This is a genomic window from Kushneria phosphatilytica (genome assembly GCF_008247605.1).
Classification (GTDB): Bacteria; Pseudomonadota; Gammaproteobacteria; order Pseudomonadales; family Halomonadaceae; genus Kushneria; species Kushneria phosphatilytica.
Genome location: NZ_CP043420.1, coordinates 1,034,114 through 1,057,737, shown reverse-complemented (window position 1 = coordinate 1,057,737; position 23,624 = coordinate 1,034,114). Strand labels below are relative to the sequence as shown.

Annotated in this window: 25 protein-coding genes and 1 pseudogene; 10 read left to right on the top strand and 16 right to left on the bottom strand. The window is 59.4% G+C overall.

All coding sequences use genetic code 11. The features are described from left to right. Positions 1-189: 189 nt before the first annotated feature. Genes FY550_RS04630 through cyoD form a run of 4 tightly spaced genes read left to right on the top strand, consistent with a single transcriptional unit; the run spans position 190 to position 4,146 of the window. On the top strand, positions 190-1,080 hold the full coding sequence (locus FY550_RS04630; protein WP_070976058.1) for a ubiquinol oxidase subunit II: 891 nt from the start codon (positions 190-192) through the stop codon (positions 1,078-1,080). Next, complete coding sequence (locus FY550_RS04625; protein ID WP_070976056.1) at positions 1,077-3,182, top strand: cbb3-type cytochrome c oxidase subunit I; 2,106 nt, start codon at positions 1,077-1,079, stop codon at positions 3,180-3,182. The genes FY550_RS04630 and FY550_RS04625 overlap by 4 nt, the downstream gene beginning before the upstream one ends. Continuing rightward, positions 3,179-3,802, top strand: coding sequence for a cytochrome c oxidase subunit 3 (locus FY550_RS04620; RefSeq protein WP_070976054.1), 624 nt, complete (start codon positions 3,179-3,181; stop codon positions 3,800-3,802). The genes FY550_RS04625 and FY550_RS04620 overlap by 4 nt, the downstream gene beginning before the upstream one ends. Next, positions 3,799-4,146 (top strand): cytochrome o ubiquinol oxidase subunit IV, encoded by a 348-nt coding sequence (gene cyoD / locus FY550_RS04615; RefSeq protein WP_070976051.1) that lies wholly within the window; start codon positions 3,799-3,801, stop codon positions 4,144-4,146. The genes FY550_RS04620 and cyoD overlap by 4 nt, the downstream gene beginning before the upstream one ends. 4 nt (positions 4,147-4,150) lie before the next feature. On the opposite strand, the gene FY550_RS04610 is transcribed toward cyoD, so the two are convergent. The 10 genes from FY550_RS04610 to yghU all read right to left on the bottom strand — a co-directional run bounded on the left by FY550_RS04610 (position 4,151) and on the right by yghU (position 14,503). Continuing rightward, positions 4,151-5,518 carry an ATP-binding protein gene (locus tag FY550_RS04610; protein ID WP_149054387.1) on the bottom strand — a complete coding sequence of 456 codons (1,368 nt, stop codon included), beginning with the start codon at positions 5,516-5,518 and terminating at the stop codon, positions 4,151-4,153. After that, positions 5,515-6,174 (bottom strand): response regulator, encoded by a 660-nt coding sequence (locus FY550_RS04605; RefSeq protein WP_070976046.1) that lies wholly within the window; start codon positions 6,172-6,174, stop codon positions 5,515-5,517. Before FY550_RS04605 ends, FY550_RS04610 begins: the two co-directional genes overlap by 4 nt. Positions 6,175-6,186: 12 nt before the next feature. After that, positions 6,187-6,822: a tetratricopeptide repeat protein gene (locus FY550_RS04600; RefSeq protein ID WP_139148611.1), complete on the bottom strand. Its 636-nt coding sequence runs from the start codon at positions 6,820-6,822 to the stop codon at positions 6,187-6,189. An 8-nt stretch (positions 6,823-6,830) separates the two neighbouring features. Continuing rightward, positions 6,831-7,640, bottom strand: a complete 810-nt coding sequence (locus tag FY550_RS04595) for an SDR family oxidoreductase (protein WP_149054386.1) — start codon at positions 7,638-7,640, stop codon at positions 6,831-6,833. Further along, positions 7,627-8,313, bottom strand: coding sequence for a TenA family transcriptional regulator (locus tag FY550_RS04590; protein ID WP_070976042.1), 687 nt, complete (start codon positions 8,311-8,313; stop codon positions 7,627-7,629). The genes FY550_RS04595 and FY550_RS04590 overlap by 14 nt, the downstream gene beginning before the upstream one ends. Next, entirely contained in the window at positions 8,310-9,797 is a 1,488-nt protein-coding gene (locus tag FY550_RS04585) for an AMP-binding protein (RefSeq protein WP_070976040.1), read from the bottom strand. Before FY550_RS04585 ends, FY550_RS04590 begins: the two co-directional genes overlap by 4 nt. After that, positions 9,787-10,443 carry a thermostable hemolysin gene (locus tag FY550_RS04580; RefSeq protein WP_149054385.1) on the bottom strand — a complete coding sequence of 219 codons (657 nt, stop codon included), beginning with the start codon at positions 10,441-10,443 and terminating at the stop codon, positions 9,787-9,789. Before FY550_RS04580 ends, FY550_RS04585 begins: the two co-directional genes overlap by 11 nt. A gap of 169 nt (positions 10,444-10,612) precedes the next feature. Next, entirely contained in the window at positions 10,613-11,872 is a 1,260-nt protein-coding gene (locus FY550_RS04575) for a dicarboxylate/amino acid:cation symporter (protein WP_070976035.1), read from the bottom strand. Positions 11,873-12,037: 165 nt separating this feature from the next. Then, entirely contained in the window at positions 12,038-13,441 is a 1,404-nt protein-coding gene (hemG, locus tag FY550_RS04570) for a protoporphyrinogen oxidase (RefSeq protein WP_084387909.1), read from the bottom strand. A gap of 195 nt (positions 13,442-13,636) precedes the next feature. Next, positions 13,637-14,503, bottom strand: a complete 867-nt coding sequence (gene yghU / locus FY550_RS04565; RefSeq protein ID WP_149054384.1) for a glutathione-dependent disulfide-bond oxidoreductase — start codon at positions 14,501-14,503, stop codon at positions 13,637-13,639. A gap of 224 nt (positions 14,504-14,727) precedes the next feature. On the opposite strand from yghU, the gene FY550_RS04560 reads away from it, so the two are divergent. Beyond that, complete coding sequence (locus FY550_RS04560; RefSeq protein ID WP_070976033.1) at positions 14,728-15,318, top strand: NADPH-dependent FMN reductase; 591 nt, start codon at positions 14,728-14,730, stop codon at positions 15,316-15,318. Between the two features lie 252 nt (positions 15,319-15,570). Continuing rightward, a complete protein-coding gene (locus FY550_RS04555) occupies positions 15,571-16,851 on the top strand; it encodes an MFS transporter (RefSeq protein WP_070976030.1) in 1,281 nt (426 codons plus the stop codon). Between the two features lie 71 nt (positions 16,852-16,922). Here the strand turns inward: FY550_RS04555 and FY550_RS04550 are convergent, their stop codons facing one another. Both FY550_RS04550 and FY550_RS04545 read right to left on the bottom strand, forming a co-directional pair. Next, positions 16,923-17,141 carry a tautomerase family protein gene (locus FY550_RS04550; RefSeq protein WP_070976028.1) on the bottom strand — a complete coding sequence of 73 codons (219 nt, stop codon included), beginning with the start codon at positions 17,139-17,141 and terminating at the stop codon, positions 16,923-16,925. Positions 17,142-17,179: 38 nt separating this feature from the next. Then, a complete protein-coding gene (locus FY550_RS04545) occupies positions 17,180-17,920 on the bottom strand; it encodes an SDR family oxidoreductase (protein WP_070976025.1) in 741 nt (246 codons plus the stop codon). A 113-nt stretch (positions 17,921-18,033) separates the two neighbouring features. On the opposite strand from FY550_RS04545, the gene FY550_RS04540 reads away from it, so the two are divergent. Both FY550_RS04540 and FY550_RS04535 read left to right on the top strand, forming a co-directional pair. Beyond that, the gene (locus FY550_RS04540) at positions 18,034-18,939 is read left to right on the top strand and encodes a LysR family transcriptional regulator (protein WP_070976023.1); all 906 of its coding nucleotides are present in this window, start codon (positions 18,034-18,036) and stop codon (positions 18,937-18,939) included. Positions 18,940-18,993: 54 nt separating this feature from the next. Further along, positions 18,994-19,464, top strand: coding sequence for a DUF3237 domain-containing protein (locus tag FY550_RS04535; RefSeq protein ID WP_070976021.1), 471 nt, complete (start codon positions 18,994-18,996; stop codon positions 19,462-19,464). A 72-nt stretch (positions 19,465-19,536) separates the two neighbouring features. Here FY550_RS04535 and FY550_RS04530 read toward each other — a convergent pair whose 3' ends face one another. Next, positions 19,537-19,677 carry a DUF2256 domain-containing protein gene (locus FY550_RS04530; protein WP_084387908.1) on the bottom strand — a complete coding sequence of 47 codons (141 nt, stop codon included), beginning with the start codon at positions 19,675-19,677 and terminating at the stop codon, positions 19,537-19,539. After that, positions 19,664-20,134, bottom strand: coding sequence for a MerR family transcriptional regulator (locus FY550_RS04525; protein ID WP_070976018.1), 471 nt, complete (start codon positions 20,132-20,134; stop codon positions 19,664-19,666). The genes FY550_RS04530 and FY550_RS04525 overlap by 14 nt, the downstream gene beginning before the upstream one ends. Before the next feature lie 87 nt (positions 20,135-20,221). Between FY550_RS04525 and FY550_RS04520 the strand changes: the two genes are divergently transcribed. Further along, a complete protein-coding gene (locus FY550_RS04520; RefSeq protein WP_070976014.1) occupies positions 20,222-21,130 on the top strand; it encodes an alpha/beta fold hydrolase in 909 nt (302 codons plus the stop codon). A gap of 162 nt (positions 21,131-21,292) precedes the next feature. On the opposite strand, the pseudogene FY550_RS04515 reads toward FY550_RS04520, so the two are convergent. Beyond that, positions 21,293-21,916 (bottom strand): annotated as a pseudogene (locus FY550_RS04515) (SDR family oxidoreductase); the annotation flags it as partial. A 101-nt stretch (positions 21,917-22,017) separates the two neighbouring features. On the opposite strand from FY550_RS04515, the gene FY550_RS04510 reads away from it, so the two are divergent. Next, the gene (locus FY550_RS04510; protein WP_070976010.1) at positions 22,018-22,614 is read left to right on the top strand and encodes a TetR/AcrR family transcriptional regulator; all 597 of its coding nucleotides are present in this window, start codon (positions 22,018-22,020) and stop codon (positions 22,612-22,614) included. Between the two features lie 76 nt (positions 22,615-22,690). Here FY550_RS04510 and FY550_RS04505 read toward each other — a convergent pair whose 3' ends face one another. Beyond that, positions 22,691-23,614 (bottom strand): LysR family transcriptional regulator, encoded by a 924-nt coding sequence (locus tag FY550_RS04505; protein WP_070976008.1) that lies wholly within the window; start codon positions 23,612-23,614, stop codon positions 22,691-22,693. Positions 23,615-23,624 lie beyond the last annotated feature (10 nt).

The window sequence follows — 23,624 nt, the reverse complement described above, 5'->3', positions numbered from 1 at the left end:
TCGAACCGATCCCCCGTCACAGGAGCACGGGGCCGGACAAAGCAACATGTTATCCGTAGGGGGCTTCCCCTGCTTATCCTTGCTTCGGCTCTGACCGGCTGTAGTGATGGCCATATCAGTTTTCTTGATCCTCAGGGGCCCATCGCTCGTGCGCAATACGAACACTTCTGGTTCGTGATCGGCATGTGCATGATCGTGGTATTACCGGTTTTCATTTTTACCCCGATCATCGCCTGGCGCTATCGCTATCACGGCAAGGCTGTTTATCGCCCGAGCTGGGCCTTCTCGAAGATCATGGACACCCTCATCTGGGGCGTGCCCTTTATCGTGGTTGCCATCATGAGTTACGTGCTCTGGCAACAGACCACGAAACTCGATCCCTACAAGCCACTTGATGGACCGAAAAAACCCCTGCAGGTGGAGGTGGTCGGCTTCGACTGGAAGTGGCTGTTCATCTATCCCGACCAGGGTATTGCCACACTCAACAGGCTCGTGATTCCGGTTGATCGCCCGATCTCCTTTCGTTTGACCTCCGCTTCGGTCATGCAGACCTTTTTCATTCCTGCCCTTGGCAGTCAGATGGACGTCATGAATCGCATGATCACTCGCCTGCACCTGAAAGCCAGTCACACCGGCACTTTCAAGGGCCGTAACGTGCAGTACAACGGCAAAAACTTCTACAAGCAGCAGTTCGATGTCGACGCCGTCAGCGCCGAAGCCTTTGATGAGTTTGTTCAGCGCGTGAAACAGCAGGGTCAGCCACTTGGCCGCGAAGCCTACACGGCCCTCTCGAAGCGAGGCACCAGCGAGGAGGTGGCCCGGGCACTCGGTCTTGACGGGGATACGGTCCGGTTCTCCCGCGTATCAAGCGATCTTTTCTCGACCATCGTCAACAGTCCTCATGCCGACTGGGCTGCGCCGGTGGCCAGACCACCACGCGCTGGACCTGCTGCAACCCTGGAGAATGACTCAACCCACCCCGGGACCACGGCGCCTGTCCAGGCGATTCCCCTCAAGCATGCGACACGCGCCTCGTCTCTTCCGCAATCCGATCATCCGCATGGGGAGACGGCACAATGAATCATCTTTCCGATCTCCTGCTCGGCCGGCTTGGCTGGGATGCGCTCCCCTTCTGGGAGATGCTGAAGGACCCGACCACCTCCAGCATCATCAACGGTATTATTGCGACCGGAGCAGCCGCCGTGGTCATTCTCGGCGCGCTGATCGTGGCCGGCCTGCTGACCTGGTATGGCAAATGGAAGGTCCTGTGGCGTGACTGGCTGACCAGCCCCGATCACAAGCGTATCGGCATCATGTTTATCGTGATTGCGCTGGTCATGTTGCTGCGAGCGATCATCGAGGCCGCCATCATGCGGGCGCAGCAAGCCTTCGGCCTGGGCGGTGGTTTCCTGTCACCCGAACACTTCGGACAGCTGTTCACCACGCACGGCACCATCATGATCTTTTTCATGGCGATGCCCTTTCTTACCGGCGTCATCAACTACGTGATGCCGCTGCAAATCGGCACCCGCGATCTCTCCTTCCCCGTCATGAACACCATCAGCCTCGGGCTGACCGCGGCCGGTGCCGCGCTCGTAATGGTGTCACTGGTACTGGCTCCCTTCTCCACTGGTGGCTGGAGCGGGTACCCCCCCTTCACCGAGAGTGCTGCGAATCCGGGTGCCGGCGTGGATTACTGGATATGGGCTGTCACGCTATCGACCCTTTCTTCGACCATGACCGGTATCAACTTTGCGGTCACGATCTATAAAAAGCGCACCCAGGGCATGAATCTGATGCGCATGCCACTGTTCTGCTGGGTATCCCTGTGCACGGCCATCCTGATGATCTTCGGCATGCCCCCGCTGACCGTTGCCACAGCACTGCTGGCACTGGACCGCTATCTGGACTTCCATTTCTTCACCGTCGACCTCGGCGGCAACATGATGAACTACATCAATCTGTTCTGGGCCTTTGGCCATCCCGAGGTCTATATCCTGATCCTGCCCGCTTTCGGGATCTATTCGGAAGTCTTTGCCAACTTCTCCGGCAAACAGCTCTATGGGTACACCACCCTGGTTATCGCCACCATGTGCATTGCCGTACTCTCTTTCACGGTCTGGCTGCACCATTTCTTCACCATGGGTCAGAGTGCCCATGTGAATGCGATCTTTGGCATCGCCACCATGCTGATTGGTGTACCCACCGGTGTGAAGATCTATGACTGGATGCTGACCATGTATCGAGGGCGTGTGCGCTTCTCGATCCCCATGGTCTATGCCCTCGGGTTTCTGATCCTGTTCTCCATCGGCGGCCTTTCGGGCATTATTCTTGCCACGCCAAGTGTCGATTATCAGGTCCACAATTCATTGTTTCTGGTAGCACACTTTCACAACATGCTGATCCCCGGTCTGTTGTTCGGCATGCTGGCAGCCTACAACTACTGGTTTCCCAAGGCGTTCGGTTTCCGACTGGAAGAACGCTGGGGGTACCGCGCTGCCTTTTCCTGGATCATCGGCTTCATGCTGGCATTCTTTCCCCTCTATGCACTGGGTCTGCTGGGCATGCCTCGCCGTACGGTCACCTTCTTTTCACCCGCCTATCTCCCCTGGACGCTGGCAGCCGGCGTCGGCGCGCTCATCATTCTGTTCGCGGTTTTCTGCCTGCTCATGCAACTCTGGCAGAGCATTCGCATGCGTCACGAGAACGCGGTGCCCGTCGGGGATCCCTGGGACGGCCGCAGCCTCGAATGGGCCACGCCGTCACCGCCTCCGGAGTACAACTTCCCGGTACTGCCCGAGGTATATAGCCATGATCCCTTCTACGAGCAAAAAAGTGGCGGCAAGGCCTATCAGCATCCGGAGCAGTACGTTGATATCGAAATGCCGGCCAACACTGCCATGGGCTTCATCACCGCCGTAACCGGCTTTCTGATGGCCTTCGGTCTGACCTGGTACATGTGGTGGCTGGTCATTGGCGCGGGTGTCGCCACGCTGATTGCCGTGATTGCACGGGGGTATGTGCGCAACACCACGCGTATCATCACGGCCGCCGAAGTACGCCGCACCCATGAGCGTTGGCTGAATGAGGTCGCCAGAACCACCCCCATTACCCGTGATCATGAGCGCACCACGGCCAACAAGGGACTGGCCGTGCCACCCGAGCAGGGAGCCGTGCAATGAGTACACAACCGTCACAACATCCGGGGCTTAATCTGGGGGCGCCCCACGCCGAAGCGCACAGTGCCAATGAGGAGTTCGTTTTCGGCTTCTGGGTTTTCATGATGAGCGATCTCATCATCTTCGGCCTGCTGTTTGCCACCTATGTGACCATGCTGGGCGGTCAGGCCGGCGGTCCGGGGCCAAGCGATCTGTTCGAGATGAAAAGTGCCTTTATCGAGACCATGCTGCTGCTGGTCAGCAGCTTCACCTTCGGCATGGCCTCGCTATCGCTCAAGTACCGTGAGGACAAGAAGTGGCTGATCATCTGGTTGCTGATCACCCTGGTTCTGGGGCTGGCTTTCATCGGCCATGAACTGCTCGACTTTAACAAGATGTTCGACAAGGGCGGTGTTCCCAGTCGCAGCGGCTTCCTTTCTGCCTTTTTCGCACTCGTTCCCCTGCACGGTCTGCACGTTACCTCGGCCTGTATCTGGCTGCTGGCCCTGCTCGGGCAGATCGCCGTCTACGGCCTGGATACCAATGTAAAGGTCGGCCTCACCCGGTTGGCCATACTGTGGCATTTCCTCGATATCGTCTGGATCGGCATCTTTTCGCTGGTCTATCTCGGAGGGCTGGCATGAGCGGCAAGACACTCTCCAACGAGCGCGCTCAAGAGCGTGCAAGCGAGCTGAAGAATTATATCGTCGGCTTCATTCTGGCGCTGGTACTGACACTGATCCCTTTCGGCCTGGTAGCCTTTACCGACATCTCACGCATGCAACTTTACGGCGTCATCGGCCTTTGTGCCCTGATCCAGATCATCGTGCACTTCAGGTTCTTTCTGCACATTACCCTGGCCAGGAACAAGCGCGAGGATCTGCAGCTGATCCTGTTCTCGGTACTGATCCTGGCCATCATGTGTGGCGGGACCCTGTGGATCATATTCAATCTGTATACCCGCATGATCCCCTCGCTGGCGCTCTAGCGCATCAATGCACCAGCGGTAATCGAAGGGTGGCGCAGGCGCCCCCTTCGCTGCGATTCTCCAGCGTCACCGTGCCCCCCAGATGATGCGTAATGGTCTGTACAATCGATAATCCCAGGCCGGCGCCTTCTGCAGAGCCGCGACTGTAGAAGCGTTCAAACATCCGCGCCGCCTGTTCCTGGTCGAGGCCGGGCCCCTGATCCAGCACCCTGATCTCGCAGTGCGCCTCTTCGACCTCCAGCACAACACGGATCTCCCCGCCCGCCGGCGAGACGTTAACCGCATTGGTGACCAGATTCTGAATGGCAATGCCCAGCATGGTGGGGTCGCCCCGGACCTGTGCATGACCCGGCTCTGCATCGAGGACAAAATCCAGGCCCTTGTCCAGCACCCAGCCACTGAGCTCGACCAGCGTCTGCTGCAGGACATGATAGACCTCCATTCGGTCTTCATCCTGCCACTCCGGTTTCGGCTCCATTCGGGCCAGTACCAGCAACTGATTGAATACCCGTGCCAGACCATCGGTGCCGCTGATGATATAGCCGAGGGACTCAATGCGCGCCTGCTCTGAGCGCGCTTCGAGTGCGTTCTGGGCATTCAGCCTCAGTACCGCCAGTGGTGTACGCAATTCATGGGCAGCATCGGCAATGAACCGTCGCTCCCGCTTGAGCAGCGTATCGATCTCCTGCAACAGCCGATTGAGCGCCGCTTGCATCGGTTCGAGTTCGGTCGGTAACGGCGCCAGCTTCAGTGGAGCGAGTGACTCGGCATCCCGCTGGCGTATCAGTTGCGCCATGCGCCGCAAGGGCCGCAGTCCCCATCCCACGGCAAGCCAGACCAGCAGTGCCAGCAGAAACAGCCCAATCACATTGGGCGTCAGGGTATGCCGTACGATGCGGTCGACGAGATCGGCGCGAACATCATCACGCTCACCGACCCAGATCATCATGTCCTCTTTGTCATCCGGCAGCAGGAAGCCGTGCCATCCTACTCCGCCCGCCCTGATTTCGGTAAACCCGGGATGTTGCGGCATCGTTGAGAGAGGAGGTGCACTGGCGGAACTGACGATATCCGTTCCTTCGCGACGCCAGACCCGAAAGGCCATCTTGCTTTCGTAAGGATGGCCGTATCGTGTGTGTCCGGCATTGGCCAGCGCGTCGTTGACCGACTGATAAAGCTCACGGCGGGTGCCGGCTGCCAGTGGGGTATGCAATATGCCCTGCAGGATACGAGCCGTCTGAGCCAACTGCGCATCATAGATTTCGGCAATTTCGTGACTGCTGTCCCGGAAATTGAACACGCCGATCACCAGGGTGCCGATCGCCAGCGCGCCCAGCACCAGTGCCACTGTTCGCTGGCGTATCGAGGTCATTGTGCATCGATCCGATAGCCGATCCCGCGCACCGTTCTGATCAGATCGCTGCGCAGCTTCTTGCGCAGATGATAGATATGCACCTCCAGGGTATTGCTCTCGACCCCCTCGTCCCATCCGTACAGCACGCCCATCAGCCGCTCACGGGTAAACACCTTGCCCGGATTGGCCATCAGCTCATGCAACAGCTGGTACTCACGCGGCGTCAGGTTCACCGATTGCTCCTGATAGGTCACCTGGCGGGCCACCGGGTCAAGACGCACACCGCCATGCTCCAGAAACAGTCGGGAAGGACCGTTTCGACGGCGCAACAACGCCCGGATGCGGGCCTTGAGTTCATTGAGGTCAAAAGGCTTGGGCAGATAGTCGTCGGCCCCGGCGTCCAAACCACGAATCCGATCTTCGGTGGCATCCCGGGCCGTCAGGATCAGTACCGGCAGTTCAGCATCATTACGCCGGATCTGACGCAACACGGTCATGCCATCGAGCCGGGGCAGCCCCAGATCCAATACCAGCAGATCAAACTCCTCGTTCTGCAGGGCTTTCAGCGCACTATCGCCATCCTCCAGCCAATCGACCGTGTATCCCTCGTTTTTCAGCCCGGTTCGGATGCCTTCCCCGAGCCCGCGCTCATCCTCAACCAACAGTATTCGCATGAATGGATTCCATCAGTTCAGATGCGCTTCGACCTGGCTCAGCAGGGTTGCGATCTCTTGCTGCCGCCCCTGATCAGCCAGCTCTCTGCCAGCTCTGGGGGCAGCTTTCTGCGCCTTGAGCAGGGCGGTACGTGCCCGGGCATACTCTCCTTCCCGGTAGAGGTGATCAGCCCAGAAGTAAAGGGTATCGACTCCGCCGGGATTGATATTGAGCGCATGCTCAAGCAGTTTTTCTGCCTTGTCGGAATCACCGAAGCCGATCGGCCATCCCGGGACACGATCATACAAAACCGCCAGACTGGTATAAGCCGAGCCTTTCAGAGCAAAGGGGTTAATGGCAATGGCCTTTTCAAAATCGCCTCTGGCCTCCTTTGCCTTGCCAAGAGCACTCAAACCTCCCTCGGCACCTGCCCAGCTACTGAGCACAATGCCCTGCCATATCCATGCCGGGGCTTCACCGGGCGCCGAGCTGGTCCAGGCCCGGGTACGCTCTGCCAGTTGTTCAAAGGCATCTGCCCTTTTCTCTTCCGGCATACGATATTGAATCTCAGCCCATCGCTGCTGGATCGCTGCGAGTCGGTCATGATCCGCCGCCAGCGTCGAATGGCTGCCCAGTAATGCCATGATAACCAGCCATGTTCTTAACATGATGCACCTCATGAGGATTCCCCGTTGACACCATCGTGACGACAAAAGCGCCGTACTACCGGCAACTGCTTGCGAAGCGCACGATCAATGAGACCCGGCAACAGCTGATTGAGACGAACAAACAGCTTCTCCGGCCATCCCAGATAAAACTCATTGCCAGACTCCCCAATGGCTCTGATCACCGCACGAGCCACATGAGTCGGTTCATCCACATGACTTTTGAGCGCAGCATTCAACGCCATGGCAGCGCTGTCGTTCATTCCTGTACGCGTTGCTCGCGGCGCAATGTAGAGCACTCTGACACGCGTATCGGCGTACTCTCGGCGCAAGGCTTCGGTAAACCCCCGGAGAGCAAACTTGCTGGCACAGTAGGTGGCGTATCCCGGATAGCCGATAGAGCCATAGGTCGAGCCGAGATTGGCCACCAGCGCTTCAGGCTGACTACGCAACAAGGGAAGTAACTGGCGTGTGAGCTGCAGCGTCGCTGTAACATTCACTGCCATCATGGCTTCGATCTGCGTCTCATCGAGCGCTTCGAACAGAGCAAAGCGATTGATACCTGCTGCATTAAGCAGCACATTGACCCCTTCCAGCCGACGAGTTGCCTCGACCACCATCTGGCGTCCTGCACTGGACGTCAGATCCGCATTGACCAGCCTCAAGCGCTCGCCAAATCGCTCACTCAGTGGTTGCAGCTCTGCCATTCTTCGTCCGACAGCGAGTACAGTAGCGCCCCCATCGCAAAGCTGTTCTACCAGGGCCTGGCCGATCCCGCCACTCGCACCGGTCAGCACCACCCGACACTCAGAGAGCTGCATTGGCCTGCTCCCGAACCTGAGTTTCCGGCTGTGGCAAAGCCCGGAACATGTCGGTATAGAGCCGATACACCACCTTCGAGACATGAATGACGGCTGCCTGATCGTCAGGATCGGTCAACTGATCCATCAAAGCCCGGTAGGTTTCCATATGCTCCTGGTCAAGCGTGCCGTGTGAATGGAGATAACTGAAAGCTTCGGCAGGCAACGCCAAAGTCTCGCGAATCGCATCGGCCGCCTGGGTAGCCAGAGCAATACTCGTACCCTCCAATACATTAACCATACCGAACAGACCGACCGGGTTATGCCGATCGATATAGTTGTAGAGATAGGCCACCATCAACTCCATGGACAAGCCAGGCTCACCGTAACGTACTGCTTCGGCATCACCGCCACAGACAGTGATATCGGACAGGATCCACTGATCGTGACCATACTCCTCCTCGATGTACTCGCAGGTTGCCTCTCTCAGCCATTCCTGATGCGCCGGTAACCGGGAGCCACATGCCATCATCAGCGGGGCAGTATGTCGCACATGGTGATAGGCCTGCTCCAGAAAGGCGCAATAACTCTCCAGCGTCACCCGGCCCTCGAGGGCATCGCGGATAATCGGCAATTCAAACAGGGTCTGACGTTCAACGGCCGTAGCCTGTTGCAGCTGGTTGAAAAAACTCATGACACAACCTCCGATGATTGAAGCAGTGAGATAATCAGCCCGTCATATCGGGCCTGAATGGCCGCACGACGCAGGCGGCCCGTGGCCGTCAGCAGCCCGTTGGTGGGAGTAAAGGGTTCATCGAGTCGGTGCCATACACCCACTCGCGCGTAATCAGGCAAGCGATGATTGGTCGCGGCAATCGTGGCGGCGATTTCGGAATCACTGCATTCAGCAGTCGCCGGTACGATCAGCGCTGCGTTATGAGAAGCGCCCTCACCCTGCACGTACGCCTGGGCAATCGGCCCACCCTGAGTCAGTTCGGCTTCAATCCAGCCCGGATCGACATTGCGTCCAAAGCCGGTAATGAACTGATGCTTCAGGCGCCCGTGCAGAAACAGATAACCTTCGTCGTCGAACGCACCCAGATCACCGGTTTTCAACCATTCATCAGTCATGGGTGCCTCACCGAGATAGCCCGCAAACTGGCTACCGGCGACCTCGACTTCGCCACTTGCAGAAAGTCGCAGCCTGATATGCGGCAGCGGTCGCCCGACACTACCCGGCCGATTGGCGCCGGGAACATTGAGGCATATCACCGATGCACATTCCGAAAGGCCATAGCCCTGATAAAGCGGTAACGCCAGGGCTTTGGCCCGCTCCAGCAGCGATTCGGCTACCGGGGCACCACCCACTGCCATGAAGCGGAATGTTCGTGCGTCGATCAGCCCCTGTTCCATGGCAGTCAACACCCCCCCAAGCAGCTGAGGGACCAGAATCAGACTTTCAGGCCGCGTGCGATGGACGACCTGGAGCAGCCGGGGCCACTCCACCCCGGTTGCACCTTTCAGGCCCAGTGTCGTACTGCCGGGCAATATCACCTCGGCCCCGGAAAGCAGGGCGGCATAGGCCCCCAGATTTTCGAGCAACACCCCCAGTGGCATCAGTACCAGATGCCTTTTTGAAGCGGCTTCGCGAGTGGCACCTTCGAGCGCACCGGCGACCTTCAATAACTGTTCGGCCACCAGACAAACTCCCCTGGGTCGCCCGGTAGTTCCTGAGGTATAGGTCACCTTTGCCGTTCCCTTCGGTAACGACACTTCGCCTGCCGGCGTTCGCCACCAGGCGCCACGATCATGATGAAAACCGGCTGCGCTCAGCTCGAAGCTCGGTACGCCGTCGCCGATCAGACAATCGACAGCGCAGCTGTCAAGACAGTGACGACGTTGCTCGGCACTGAAAAACGGCGCCAGAGTCACCACAGGAATGCCGGACAACAGCAAGGCCAGATCCCAGATCAATGCATCCGGACCATTATCGAGCGCCAGGGCCGCTACCCTGATGGCATGCTGGCGAAGCCAGCTCTCACGGGCTTCAATGGCGGCCAGCAGCTCGGAATACGTCAAGGTATTCCTGTCTCCCAACAGCGCCAGTCGCTGCGGTTCCTGTGCCCAGCAGGCCAGCGTGTGCCGAAGGCGCTCGATACCAGAGCGTTCAGGCAGCATGGTGGCTTCTCCGCAGCTCAAGGCGTCCATTCCCGTTCAGCAGTTCAAGTCCCTGGCGGATATGGCCGACGTGCACGAAAGGGGTGTCATCGTAATAATGACCCCACCACTGGCACTCCTCTCCCAGCCGCGACGGATCGGCAGGCGCTACTCTCCGAGGCATCAATCCGAGACGACGAAAACTGTTGAACAGCGAAGTTCCACCTGTGAAAACTACCCATTCGAAACCGGCTCGTGCCAACTGCCGAGTCATGGCAATAATCATGAGCCGGGCATGGCCGGGCCCGGCGACAGCCAGATTGCCTACTTCGACCACTCGATCTCGCTCGACGGTGGTGTGCAGCACTCGGGCCAGCGCATGTTCGATCGGCTCATCCAGATAGCGTTCGAGAAAAAGCGTCTCCTCTCCTGCTGCTCTTGCACCTGCCACCGCCAGCATCACGCCCTCGGCATCTCGCAGGGTCAGTAGTGATGGCATGAAATGCCGGATAGTGGCGTCATGAAGCGCCGCAAAACGCACTTTGATGAAGGCTTCCACGTCTGCTCTTGCAGCATCCGAGGATCTGACCCAGACCGGCTCGACCTTGTAATCGATGTCCCGGTACAGGTTCAGGGGCGTTCGAGGATTCTGCCTGGCTTCGCTCATTGCATACGCTCCACGAGAGGATTGGGAGCGAGTATCAAAAGTCTGGCTGAATGCAATATGAAGCCCGCACTTCTTTGCCCAGAGGAGGTTGTGCTACGGGTACATGACATGAAAAACCCGCCTGCGGGCGGGTCATGGAAAACGTCTATCCGATCAAAGGCGCGTCGATTCAGCCTGTCTCTCTCTCCGGCTCCGCCATTCCAGTGGCAGCGATTCGACGCCCTTCAGCCCTGGCGATCAACGCAGTACCGGTCAGATCACCAGTGACGTTAAGCGCTGTACACCCCATTCCGACCAACGCATCGATCGAGGTCAGCAACGCCACGGTTTCGATCGGCAACCCCACCTGGGCGAATACGGTCGCGATCATGACGATTCCGGCACCGGGTACACCGGCGGTGCCGATCGAGGTCAGCGTGCCGATCAGCACAATCTCGATCATGCTCATCAGATCGAGGGGTACCCCCACAACGTTGGACGCGAACACCGCCGAGATCGCAATGCGAATGGCAGCACCATCCATGTTGACGGTGGCGCCCAGTGGCAGGCTGAACCCATAAAGCGACTGCGGAATGCCCAGGCGACGAGCAGCATCGAGCGACAGGGGCAGCGACCCACTGCTGCTCTGAGTGGCAAAAGCGGTCGCCATCGGTGTACGCGCCTCACGGAAAAAATCACGCAGGCGTACGCCGAAGGCCAGCATCAGCACACAGTAGATAACCAATTGAACGGCCAGCGCGATATACAGCACCGCCACCATGTTGCCCAGTGAGAGAATGGTGGCCATTCCCTGACGGCCGACAGTTTCAGCAACGATGGCGAAGACCCCAACGGGCACATACTGAAGGACGCCCGCCATGACTTTCATGGTCACCGCGTTCAACCCCTCGATGACACTGTAGAGCCGCTCGCCCAGTTCATGCTGATGCTCGCTGTGTCGCAATTTCAAAAGCGCCACGCCAAAGACGAACGCAGTAAAGATGATCCCGAGCAGGTTGGGTTCGGTAAACGCCGCAACGATATTGTCAGGCACAATACTCAGCAGTACATGAACAAAGCCGGGATTGTCCGGTACGCTGACCCGGGCATCACTGGCGAGCTGCAACCCTCGACCCGGCTCGAACAGCGAAGCCACGATCAGCCCCACCACGATGGCCAGCGCCGAGGTCACCACGTAGTAAATGAAGACCCGGCCACCTCGGCGTCCCATGCTACCGGGCTCGGACTGATTGACGCCCACCATCAGAGTGAACAGCACAATCGGCACGATCAGAAACTGCAGCAGCCGCAATAACAGATCACCGAATGGCGCCAGCCAGCCTGCGACGCTTTCACCGCCCACCAGACCGAACGCGACGCCCAGTACCAGCGCAATACTGATGCGCAGAATCAGGGAGGTGCGGCAGTACGCCGCCAGTATTGCTTTCATCAGATCATTCCGTTCGGGAGCATACAGGACATGATTCACCGCTCAGGGCCAGCGCTACTGCCCTGATGCGCGCGGGAACGCGAGCGTAGCAGCAGGCCGGAGATCAGACCAGTGGCCTCCCCGGGAGGTTGCCCCTGGTACCTGATGGCATGATGTTTTATCGAATCATTCGGCAAACGATGACGCCAGCCGCTCACCCAGCAATCGGCCATTTTCCAGGCAATCGCCAACCGAAATCCCATCACGCCAGTTGCCCACCAAAGACAGCCCCTGATGTCGCGACAGTGCCTCATCCAGTGCTGCAATCCGCTCGCCATGGCCCAGTTCATACTGCGGAATGGCCTGCGGCCAGCGACTGACCTGCTGCCACACCGGCTCGCCACGAATCCCCAGCAAATCACGCAGATCACTGACGGCCTGGGCCACCTGCGCATCATCATCACCAGCTGCCGAATCCGGCTGACGTCGCCCCCCGAGAAAGACATTGAGCAGAATATGCCCATCGGGCGCCCGTCCGGGAAAGATCGTCGAAGAGAACAGCGCTCCCAGAGTGCGACGTCGCTCAACACTCGGAATCAGTACGCCAAAGCCATCCAGTGGATGCGTGATATCGTTCTCACGAAAGCCCAGAGCAATGGCGTTGACCGGCGGATAGGGGATGGCCGCCAGCGGTTCAGCCAGTGCCGGGTCGAGCGGGGCCAGCAGTTCGGCGGCGACCGGCGCCGGTACGGCCATCACCAGCTGTCGTGCCCGCCAGTACTCACCATTGGCCGTGCCCACCCGCCAGTGAGCCTCCTCACGCTGCACACTCGTCACATCACAATCACAGCGGATTTCACCGCCGGGTTCAGCGGTAATGCATTCGCCAAGCCGCTCGGCCAGACGCTGCAAACCCGTAGGAAAGCTGACCAGCTGACCTCGCCACTGTTGCGGCAACACAGGGGGCGAGCGGCGTGACTGCCACAGCCGCGCTACCCCACCGGCAATCAGTGAGCCGTATTCGCGTTCCAGCGCCACCAGCTTTGGCATCGCCGCCTGTGCCGAAAGACGTGCCGGGTCTCCCGCATAGACACCCGAAACAAAGGGATCGACCATGTGCTCGAGCACACGACGCCCCAGGCGACGTTCGACGAAATCCGCCAGGCTCTCCTCCTGCTTGCGAGACCGCCGAACAAACGGCTCACGCACGATCTGCGACCAGCCCGAAGCACCGATCAACGGATTGGTAAAGGCGCGCAATGGATGGGTCGGCAGTGCCACCGTCCGGCCCTTGAGCGCGATAAAGCGCTTGCGCGCCTCGGCGTTGGCCGGCTGAGCTTCATCAAGCAACTCAAGCTCGCCCAACAACCTATACAACGGCGGCTTCATGATCAGGGTGTTGGGGCCAACCTCGATCTGCCAATCCCCTTCCCGCCGAGTACTGATATTGCCTCCTACGCAGGCACCACGCTCGAGCAGCGTCACCTGCCTGCCACGCTGCGCCAGTATCCGGGCTGCCGCCAATCCGCTGGCACCTCCACCGATGACCACGACATCCCGGATTCCGTCGTTCGAACCGCCTTGTTCCATACCAGCGCTCTCACCTTGAATCATTGTCTCCGGTCACCGGAGCTTACCGAACCCGATGCCAGCCACTACAGAATACCCGGCCCGGGTCATTCGGGCGATGAATGACCCGCGGCACATCGACGCCATCCCCCTGTGTTCGCAAGACGAAAAAGGCCCGGCGCGAAGCCGGGCCATTCGAATCGAACCGTCAGCGCCTTACTGGCCGATCTTGTCCTGCGTTTTCGTTTCGAAGTCGCTGGCATCGTGACGCTCATGCAACTGGGTTTCCGGCTCGCCGAAGGTGCGATTCACCATACGACCACGCTGCACCGCGGGACGGGCATCGATCTCTTTGGCCCAGCGAACGACATGCTCGTAGGTATGCACCTGCAGGAATTCGGCGGCATCGTAGAGCCTGCCCAGCACCAGTTGCCCATACCAGGCCCAGTTGGCGATATCGGCAATGGTGTACTCGTCACCGGCCAGATAGCGATTATCCGCCAGTCGACGATCAAGCACATCCAACTGGCGCTTGGTCTCCATGGTGTAGCGGTCAATGGGGTATTCGAGCTTGACCGGTGCATAGCTGTAGAAATGCCCGAAACCGCCCCCCACGAAAGGCGCACTACCCATCTGCCAGAACAGCCAGTTCAGGGTTTCTGTACGCGTGGCGATATCCGTGGGCAGAAAGGCCCCGAACTTTTCTGCCAGATAGAGCAGAATCGAGCCGGATTCAAACACTCTGATCGGCTTGTCGCCACTGTGATCGACCATGGCCGGGATCTTGGAGTTCGGGTTGATCTCGACAAAACCACTGCCGAACTGTTCCCCCTCGCCAATGTTGACCAGCCAGGCATCATATTCGGCCTCACTGTGGCCCAGCGCCAGCAGCTCCTCGAACATCACACCGGCCTTCACGCCATTGGGTGTGGCCAGCGAATAGAGCTGAAACGGATGTTTGCCCACCGACAGTGCCTTGTCATGCGTGGGTCCGGCCACCGGTCGGTTGATGCTGGCAAACTTGCCTCCGCTCTCTTTCGGCTCCCAGACCTTCGGCGGCGTGTAATCGCTGTTGTCACTCATGATTCATTCCTGATATTTCAGACAAGGGTCAGGTCAGCGATCCATCGGACTGCTGACCCGCGCATTCCATGGAAAAATAGCGTGTTAACGATCATTCAGCGAGCCCGAGTTCCTTGCCAGGTGATATCGAATATCCGGGACAGTCAGGCCCATCCGAACCAGAATGAGCGATGAGGTCGTCCACCGCGCCCTTCCCTTTCCCGGGTCATGCAAGGAGCATTCCGATGTCCGATCAGTTGCTCGTTTTCTACGGTTCCTACCGATCCGATCGTACCGGTATCCGCCTGGCCGATTACGCCGTACGCACGCTCAACCTCCGAGGCTTCAAGGCCGAACTGATCGATGCCCGGGCTCTCGCTCTTCCGATGCTGAATCGCATGTACAAGGAATACGCTCCTGGCGAGGCACCGGAAGTGATGGAAACCCTGGCCAGGAAAATTCGTCGGGCGGATGGCTTTGTCTTCGTGACCGGCGAATACAACCGGGGACCACAGCCAGGCCTCAAGAACCTGACCGATCACTTTCTCGAGGAGTGGTTCTGGCGCCCGGCCGGCATCGTCAGTTATTCCGCAGGCCGTCTCGGTGGTACCTACGCAGCCGAGGCGTGGCATGCCACGCTCTCAGAGATGGGAATGATCGTGGTCTCGAGTCGCGTCAGCGTGGGCAATCTCGAAAGCACCCTGGATGAACACGGCCAACCACTGGGGGATGATGGCGCTTCTCTCGAGCGTGCCTTCAAACGCTTCACCGATGACCTGGGATGGTGGGTACAGGCCGGCCGGCGTCAGCGAGACTACCGACGCCCGCCCTTCTGAATACCGACTGCGCATCGAAAACCGGCCCTGCAAGCGGCCTCTCGCTCCAGGAAGAGGCGGTGTTGGCCATTAATCTGCTAACCTTCGAGTGGCAGACGAGACACCGTTCGCTTCATTCTCGTCATGTTTCCGTTCAGCCAAGGAACTTCCCTGTTGCCGATGCCAGAAGATGACATTCACTGCGTATACTGTTTTTTCCAGCCGTACCCCTGTCGTACTGATATAGCTCCCCAACCGGCACTAGCGTAGCGCATGAGCGATACGCGGCTGTTCCGCTCACTGCGGCTTTACAATTTTCGACTCTGGTCAGCCGGAGCGCTGGTATCCAACATCGGTACCTGGATGCAGCGTGTCGCCCAGGACTGGCTGGTGCTGACCATCCTGACCGACCACAACGCCAGTGCTGTAGGCGTGACCATGGCTCTGCAGTTCGGGCCTCAATTGCTGCTGCTGCCACTGACCGGCTACGCCGCCGATCGCTTCGACCGACGCCGGCTGATCATGCTCACTCAGGCCCTGCTTGGGCTGCTGGCATTGGGGCTCGGGCTGATTACCGTCACTGGCGTCGTCACGCTCTGGCAGGTCTATCTGTTCGCCCTTGGGCTGGGTTGCGTCACTGCCTTCGATGCACCGGCGCGTCAGACCTTCGTTAACGAGCTGGTTGGCGAGCAGTATCTCTCCAACGCTGTAGCGCTCAACTCAACGTCATTCAACAGCGCCCGCATGATCGGGCCGGCCGTGGCAGGACTGCTGATTGCCGCCATCGGGACCGGCTGGGTGTTTCTGATCAATGCGCTCTCGTTTGCCGCCGTCCTCGGTTCACTCTGCCTGCTGCGACGCAGCGAGCTGCATATGACGCCCCGCTCGCAGCGCCGCGCCGGGGGTCTGCTGGAAGGATTTCGATACGTCTGGCAGCGGCCCGATCTGAAAACGATGCTGGTCATGCTGTTTCTGATCGGCACCTTCGGCTTCAACTTTCCGATCTATATCTCGACCATGTCCGTGAGCGTATTTCACGGTCAGGCCGATCAGTACGGTCTGCTGACCTCCGCGCTGGCGATCGGCTCGGTCAGTGGCGCCCTGCTCGCTGCCAGGCGTGAACGACCGAACATACGCCTGCTGGCGATCGCTACGCTCTGTTTCGGGCTGTGCTGTGCACTGGCGGCACTAACGCCCAATGTCTGGCTGTTTGCCGGTGTATTGGTGCTGACCGGGCTCTCCGCCCTGACCTTCAATACCGGCTCCAATGCCCTCATGCAGCTTACGACCGAACCTGCCATGCGCGGGCGGGTCATGGCATTGCGGATCGCCGTCACCATGGGCGGCACACCGATCGGCGCGCCTATCGTCGGGGCCATTGCTGATCACGCCGGTCCACGCTGGGCGATGCTGGTGGGCGCTGGCGCCGGGTTATTGGCCGCGGGCGTTGCGCTCAGCCACCTGCTGCGAGCACGCCATACTACTGCCTCCCTTACAGATTCAGGGTCGGTCTCTGGCGATCATGCCGACGTCCCGCTCGCGAAACGCCATTAGGCCGCCATCGGTGGCCGACCCTGAACATGCCGCCGGAAGAAGGTCCGGCGGCACTTTTTCAGACAGATTCATCAGGCTTTGGTGGGCTGTATCCCCATCTTCTTAAGCGTGAGCGTCTCATCGGCGCGCCCCCATCCACCATCGGCAACCTCTTCTACCAGTACCATGGTGTAGGGACGCACCTCTTCACCGAAGTATTCAACGAACATGTCGGTGGTGCGATGAATGATGTCTTCCTTGCGGGCATGATCGAGAATCCCTTCGGGAAACTTGTAGTTGGCAAAGGGCATAATGTTGTCCTCCTGAAATCGCTGCAAAAGCGCCTGGGTTACACCATCCCGCCGTTGGCGCGGAGAATCTGACCGTTGATCCAGCGCCCCTGCGGACCGGCAAGAAAAGATACGACATCGGCAATTTCCTCGGGCTTGCCGAGTCGCTCGAACGGCGACAGATTGGCAATCGCCTGTATCTGCTCGTCACTCTTGCCTTCGAAAAACAGCTCGGTCGCCACCGGCCCGGGAGCCACGGCGTTGACGTTAATCTCACGCCCACGCAGCTCATTGGCGAGCACCCTGACCAGCCCTTCGACACCGGCCTTGCTGGCAATGTAGGCCCCATAGCCGGGAAACGACTTGCCCAGTACCGAGGAAGAGAACGCGATGATGCGACCGCCCTCTCTCAATACCTCGGCCGCCCTGGCCATGATCAGCCAGCTGCCGCGCAGATTGGTAGCCAGTGTGCGATCGAGCACTTCGACGTTGTCGGTCGCGATATTCGCCATCTGCATGATGCCGGCATTGTTAACCACTACATCGAGTCTGCCGAACGCTTCCTGTGTGGCGGCAAACAGCTGCTCGACTGCTGCCGGATCGGCGATATCACCCTGCACTGCCAGTGCCCGACCTCCGGCCGATTCGATATCGGCAACCGTTTCATTGGCACGTTCGGTATTACCGGCATAGTTGACGACCACGGCAAAACCATCAGCGGCCAGTTTCGAAGCAATGGCCCGTCCGATCCCCCGGGAAGCGCCGGTCACAATGGCAACATGTTCATGGATCTGATTCATGAGCGGGTTCCTGTTTCAGTAATGTTGGCGTCGGGAACCAGTATCGTCGTTGACCCGGGAAAAATAATCGGCGCTATACTGACAACACTATTCAGCCAGTCATAACAATCATCATGGATCGTTTTGAGTCACTGACGCTTTTTACGCGCATCGTCGAGACCGGTAGCTTTACCCGCGCCGCCAACATGCTGGAGATTCCACGCGCGACTGCCACGCTCGCCATTCAGCAGCTCGAGGCACGCCTGGGTGCTCGTCTTCTGGAGCGCACCACCCGTCAGGTGCGCCCTACCCCCGAAGGCCGGATCTTTCATGAGCGCTGCATTCAATTACTCAGTGAGCTGGAAGAAGCCGAAACTCTGGTGAAGCCGGGTGCCGCCAGCCCGAGCGGTATATTGAGGATCGAGATGCATGGCACTCACGCCCAACGAATCGTTCTGCCACGCATCCGGGAATTCAGGCATCTCTATCCGGCACTGGATGTCGTACTCACCAGTGGCGATCGTCGAGTGGATCTGGTGGGAGAAGGCATCGACTGTGCCCTGCGAGCCGGCGTGCCGGAAGATTCCAGTCTGGTCGGGCGCAAGCTGGCCGAGATGTCCCAGGTGATCTGCGCCAGTCCGGACTACCTGGCTTACGCTGGTCATCCTCGTCATCCCGATGAACTGACTCATCATCAGGTCGTACGTTTCTTTTCCGGTAACCAGCCGGTCGATAGCACTCTGGAGGTAATGGTGAAAGGCCGATCCCAGGCATTCGAAGCCGGGGGCTGGATGACGGTCAATGATGCGGCAAGCTATGTCATGGCGGCACTGCAGGGATGTGGATTGATTCAGCTGCCGCGATTCAGTGTTGCCGACAGACTTGAGCATGGCGAGCTGGTGGAAGTACTGCCTGACTGGGAGCAACCGGTGCTGCCACTCTGGGCGGTCTACCCGCAGCGGCGTCAGTTATCGCCGCGGGTTCGGGTATTCATCGACTGGGTGGTGGAGGTGTACAGGGATCACTTCGGTACAACCTGACGATCACGCCATAGCCGGTGTTAGAGTGACCTATCCCATTCTTCCGGAGCCCTCATGTCCCCGGCCCTTCAGTTCTCGTTTCGCATCGATATTACCGTCGACACACCCACTCGGATCAGCAACGATCCCATCCATGGCAAGCGCCAGCTGATCCCGATCCTGAATGGTCAGGTCAGCGGTGCCATTGAAGGCCGGGTACTCCCCGGCGGCGTGGACAGCCAGATCATCGATCGCCACGGTCTCTGCCGACTCTCGGCTCGCTATGCAGTGGAAACCCGGGAAGGTGAACGGTTCTATATCGAGAACAACGGCATTCGCCGCATTCCTCATGCGTGGCGCGAGCGGCTGTTCGATGACGACATGAGCTTCTTCAACGATATTCCGCCGGAAGAGATCTACTTTCGAGCCGTGCCGACGTTCGAGGTCTATGGCGAGCGTCTGCGCTGGCTGACGGAGCATCTGTTTGTCTGCAGCGGCCGGCGTACGGCCAACGGCGTATTTCTGGAGATGTATCGGGTGCTTTGAGTGCCAACTCGTCTCTGCGACGATTCGCGCATACACCCGAACAGCGTCCTGATAACGTCACGAGTGCGCGGCTTACCCTCGACCCTGCCGCCGGCAACGCTCGGAACAGTAGACAACGTGCTCCCGGTTTCGCGCCCACTTCTTTCGCCAACTGAAGGAGCGCTGGCAGACGGGGCAGGTTTTGCTCGGCAGATGTGGTTTAGCGTGAACCATGATGTTGAGAGGTAAATGCCCGAGCTGATGAATGAGTGGCCTGGATCACGGCCTCCGCAGGCTCTTGCTCGACCGGTTCAATGGCCGACTCACACTCTTCGAGGATGCGACACAGCAGCGCTCGCCGCCGCTCGAACTCTGCGATCTGCTGCTCCAGATGGGTCAGACGCTGACGCTGCACCGCCAGGGTTTCCGGACAGGCCCCGGCGCCTTCCTCCGCCAGCATGCACTCGGGGAAGGTACGGATCTCCTCCAGGCTGAACCCCGCCGAAATCAGACAGCGAATCTGCCGGACCCGGACAATGGTCCCCGGCGGAAAAAGGCGATAACCGTTATCGGCACGGGCCGATGCCAGCAGACCCTGCTCATCATAATGGCGCAGCGAGCGCCGACTCGCACCGGTCTGCCGGGCCAGCTCTCCGATGGATAGTGCCCGTGGGCAGGGATAAGACGCCATGAACGTTACGCTCGCTCTTTTCGCTTGACCCTGACACCAGTGTCAAGGGTGAGGCTGGAACCCTCCCGACACTCCGAGGAAGGTTTCATGTCACAACCACTGTACTATCGCACGCTGGTCCCACTGCTGCTTACTCTTGTCCTGCTGGCCTCTTCAACACTGGCCCGTGCCGAGCAGCATCACTACACCGTCAAGGCCCCGGATGGCGTGACCCTGGCCGTGCAGGAAACAGGCAACCCCGCCGGCTCACCGATCATTTTCATCCATGGCCTGCTGGGCAGTCGACTGAACTGGGCACAACAGCTGGACGATCCAGCCCTTCAGCGCCACCGCCTGATCACCTATGATCTTCGTGGTCATGGACTCTCCGGTAAACCCACACAGGCTTCGGCCTATACCGAGGGCCGGCGCTGGGCGGACGATCTGGCAGTAATCATCGAGGCACTCGGGGTTGATCGACCAGTACTGGTAGGCTGGTCTCTGGGTGGCGCCGTGATTACCAACTACCTCGCGGCCTACGGCGATAACACCATTGCCGGCGCGGTTTACGTCGATGGCGTGGTCGAACTCAAGCCGGATCAGATTACCCCCCATCCCGAGGTCTATCGGGACATGATTTCGCCGGATCTGCAAACACATCTGGACGGCGAGCGCACCTTCCTCGGGCTCTGCTTCTATCATCAGCCGGAGCGACCCATCTTCGCACGCCTGCTGGCCAATGCTGCGCTGGCCTCATGGACGATGCAACGCGCCGTCATGTCGCTGACGATCCCGGCCGCTGATGGGTTGAGTAACACCACCGTACCGCTACTGTTCATCTACGGCGCTCATGATGCACTGATCAAACCGGAACCTGCCATTGCAAGAGCCAGGACCCTCAACCCGCGTATCGAGAGCAGGATTTACAACGACTCGGGTCATGCCCCGTTTCTCGAAGAGTCCGATCATTTCAATCGTGACCTGAATGATTTCATCGATCGAATCAACAGCGCCTGAACCAGCCTCTGGCAAGGAAAGCGCGGGCAATCGCTGCCCGCGCATTTATGTCCTACCAGGCGTCACAACGCCCCGCGAGCCCCCTCCTGGGCCATTGGTTCAGGCGCCATAACCACCATCAATGGTATGCATCGCACCGGTAATGCCACTGGCGTGAGGCCCGGCCAGATAGAGCGCCAGGCTGGCAACGTCTTCGGCGGTACCGTACCGCTGGATCGCCATTGCCCCCGTGACCATCCCGGCAAGCTCACCATCGGCGGGGTTCATATCGGTATCCGTGGGTCCCGGCTGAATAATATTGACGGTGATGCCGCGCGAGCCGAAATCCCGCGCCAGGCCTCGCGCCATGCCCTGCAGTGCCGACTTGCTCATGGAATAGGCGGCGAACCCCGGAAACGCGACGCGATCGCCGTTGATCGAGCCAATGACAATAATGCGTCCACCCTCCGGCATCTTTCGGGCGGCCTCGACCGAAGCGTAATAGGGCCCTCGCACATTGACATCAATCAAATGATCGATGACGTCCGGTTCAATTTCCAAAGGGTCTCCCAGTACTGCAACCCCGGCATTGAAGACCAGCACATCCAGCGGACCAGCCTCACGCACCGTCGCGATGACCTCATCCCGATTCCCGGCATCAGACTGTATCGCCGTGGCGCCGGTTTTTTCCGCCAACGCTTCCGCTGCTGCCCGAGACCCCGAATAGGTAAAGCGTACCGAAGCACCCGCTTTGGCAAACGCCGTCACGATGGCCGCCCCGATGCCTCGACTGCCGCCCACGACCATCACGTTGCTGCCTGCAAACTCTTCCATGCCCATGCTCCATAGTCAATTTGGTAGTAGTCACTATATAATTCACGAGAGAGAGACTCACAAGGGTTTTTGTAGTGACCGATACAAAATTATCCGGGCGTGGCCGGCCACGAGGTTTTGATATCGATGAGGCGCTGGAGACCGGTCAGCGACTGTTCCATGCGCACGGTTACGAGGGGGTCAGTCTGGCAATGCTGACCGAGGCACTGGGCATCAAGCCCCCGAGCTTCTACAAGGCCTTCGGAAGCAAGGCCGAGTTCTTCGCCCGTGTGCTGGAGCATTACGGCCACTCGTCTTCTGCCCTGACGCTGAAAGCGTGTCTCCACTCCGAGCACCCACCGATCCAGGCACTTGCCGCGTTACTGGAGAATGCAGCCCATATCTATGGCCGCGATCCCGAGCAGCGTGGCTGCCTGGTGCTCGAAACTGCGTGTGGCAGCGATCAGTCGGAGAGTACAGCGCTGGCGCGATACACCGCCGAACAGGGCCAGGCGCAGATACGGGAATTCATCGCACGTACGCATCCGCAAGCGGCTGACCAGGTGACGGATTATGTGATCAGCACCCTGTGCGGGCTTTCCGCCAGCGCGCGAAAGGGCATGAGCGAAGCACGATTGGTGCAGGTGGCGCAGGCAGCAACGGCGGGATTGGAGAAACTGCTGGCGTCATGATCGTCATCGCCCGCCGGGCCAACGTTACAACACTGCGCATTTCAGGCGTGCAGCAACCGATATCGAATATATGTTCTCAGGATCTGACCCCACCACTCGCCCGGTTCTGCTCGCGCACATGTTCAATGAACGCTCGCAATGGCGCCGGCACCAGGCGTCGGTCCGGGTAATACAGGAAGGGGCCTGAGAACGACAACCACCAGGGCTCGAGCACCGGCTCCAGCGAGCCATCCTGCAGGTAGGGCGTCAGCCATTGTTCGAACAACTGAATGATCCCCACCCCCTGGACCGCTGCATCCACGGCCAGATCCACGGCGGCTCCGATACTCACGGTCAGCGGCCCCGAGGGGCGCACCCTGATCACCTCGCCGTCCTTCTCGAACTCCCACTCGGGCAACCTGCCGGTGCTGTATTTCCCGAGCAGACACCGGTGGTCAAGCAGCTCATGGGGGTGACCGGGCCTGCCGTAACGCCGTAGATACGCTGGCGCCGCCGCCACCGCAAAACGCTGGACGCGCGGCCCGATCGGCACCGCGATCATGTCCTGTTCCAGGCACTCTTCATAGCGAATACCGGCGTCACAACCGGCCTCGAAGATATTGACCACATTGCTGTCGGCCACAATGTCGAGCTGAATATCCGGATACTGCATCAGAAAGCCTGGGACGAGATGTGGTAACACCAATCGCGAGGCGCTCACCGGCACATGCAGCCGTAACGTGCCGGCCGGCCGGTCACGAAAGACGTTCACGGCATCCAGAGCCGATGCCACCTCAGTCATGGCCGGTGTCAGCCGCTCCAGCAGCGCCCGGCCAGCATCCGTTGGCACCACGCTGCGTGTCGTGCGATGGAACAGCCTGACTCCCAGTCGTGATTCCGCTCGTCGCACCGCATCACTCAGACGCGACGGGCTGCTACTGATGCTGCGTGCTGCCTCGCGAAAGCCACCCGCTTGTGCCACGACAATCACTGCCTGGAGATCTTCCAGTCCCACTCTCATCGCATTACCT

Excerpts from the sequence above, each read along its gene's own strand:
- FY550_RS04630 (WP_070976058.1), top strand. The coding sequence starts at position 190 with ATGATCGTGGTATTACCGGTTTTCATTTTTACCCCGATCATCGCCTGG.
- FY550_RS04625 (WP_070976056.1), top strand. The coding sequence starts at position 1,077 with ATGAATCATCTTTCCGATCTCCTGCTCGGCCGGCTTGGCTGGGATGCG.
- FY550_RS04620 (WP_070976054.1), top strand. The coding sequence starts at position 3,179 with ATGAGTACACAACCGTCACAACATCCGGGGCTTAATCTGGGGGCGCCC.
- cyoD (WP_070976051.1), top strand. The coding sequence starts at position 3,799 with ATGAGCGGCAAGACACTCTCCAACGAGCGCGCTCAAGAGCGTGCAAGC.
- FY550_RS04610 (WP_149054387.1), bottom strand. The coding sequence starts at position 5,518 with ATGACCTCGATACGCCAGCGAACAGTGGCACTGGTGCTGGGCGCGCTG.
- FY550_RS04605 (WP_070976046.1), bottom strand. The coding sequence starts at position 6,174 with ATGCGAATACTGTTGGTTGAGGATGAGCGCGGGCTCGGGGAAGGCATC.
- FY550_RS04600 (WP_139148611.1), bottom strand. The coding sequence starts at position 6,822 with ATGTTAAGAACATGGCTGGTTATCATGGCATTACTGGGCAGCCATTCG.
- FY550_RS04595 (WP_149054386.1), bottom strand. The coding sequence starts at position 7,640 with ATGCAGCTCTCTGAGTGTCGGGTGGTGCTGACCGGTGCGAGTGGCGGG.
- FY550_RS04590 (WP_070976042.1), bottom strand. The coding sequence starts at position 8,313 with ATGAGTTTTTTCAACCAGCTGCAACAGGCTACGGCCGTTGAACGTCAG.
- FY550_RS04585 (WP_070976040.1), bottom strand. The coding sequence starts at position 9,797 with ATGCTGCCTGAACGCTCTGGTATCGAGCGCCTTCGGCACACGCTGGCC.
- FY550_RS04580 (WP_149054385.1), bottom strand. The coding sequence starts at position 10,443 with ATGAGCGAAGCCAGGCAGAATCCTCGAACGCCCCTGAACCTGTACCGG.
- FY550_RS04575 (WP_070976035.1), bottom strand. The coding sequence starts at position 11,872 with ATGAAAGCAATACTGGCGGCGTACTGCCGCACCTCCCTGATTCTGCGC.
- hemG (WP_084387909.1), bottom strand. The coding sequence starts at position 13,441 with ATGGAACAAGGCGGTTCGAACGACGGAATCCGGGATGTCGTGGTCATC.
- yghU (WP_149054384.1), bottom strand. The coding sequence starts at position 14,503 with ATGAGTGACAACAGCGATTACACGCCGCCGAAGGTCTGGGAGCCGAAA.
- FY550_RS04560 (WP_070976033.1), top strand. The coding sequence starts at position 14,728 with ATGTCCGATCAGTTGCTCGTTTTCTACGGTTCCTACCGATCCGATCGT.
- FY550_RS04555 (WP_070976030.1), top strand. The coding sequence starts at position 15,571 with ATGAGCGATACGCGGCTGTTCCGCTCACTGCGGCTTTACAATTTTCGA.
- FY550_RS04550 (WP_070976028.1), bottom strand. The coding sequence starts at position 17,141 with ATGCCCTTTGCCAACTACAAGTTTCCCGAAGGGATTCTCGATCATGCC.
- FY550_RS04545 (WP_070976025.1), bottom strand. The coding sequence starts at position 17,920 with ATGAATCAGATCCATGAACATGTTGCCATTGTGACCGGCGCTTCCCGG.
- FY550_RS04540 (WP_070976023.1), top strand. The coding sequence starts at position 18,034 with ATGGATCGTTTTGAGTCACTGACGCTTTTTACGCGCATCGTCGAGACC.
- FY550_RS04535 (WP_070976021.1), top strand. The coding sequence starts at position 18,994 with ATGTCCCCGGCCCTTCAGTTCTCGTTTCGCATCGATATTACCGTCGAC.
- FY550_RS04530 (WP_084387908.1), bottom strand. The coding sequence starts at position 19,677 with ATGGTTCACGCTAAACCACATCTGCCGAGCAAAACCTGCCCCGTCTGC.
- FY550_RS04525 (WP_070976018.1), bottom strand. The coding sequence starts at position 20,134 with ATGGCGTCTTATCCCTGCCCACGGGCACTATCCATCGGAGAGCTGGCC.
- FY550_RS04520 (WP_070976014.1), top strand. The coding sequence starts at position 20,222 with ATGTCACAACCACTGTACTATCGCACGCTGGTCCCACTGCTGCTTACT.
- FY550_RS04505 (WP_070976008.1), bottom strand. The coding sequence starts at position 23,614 with ATGAGAGTGGGACTGGAAGATCTCCAGGCAGTGATTGTCGTGGCACAA.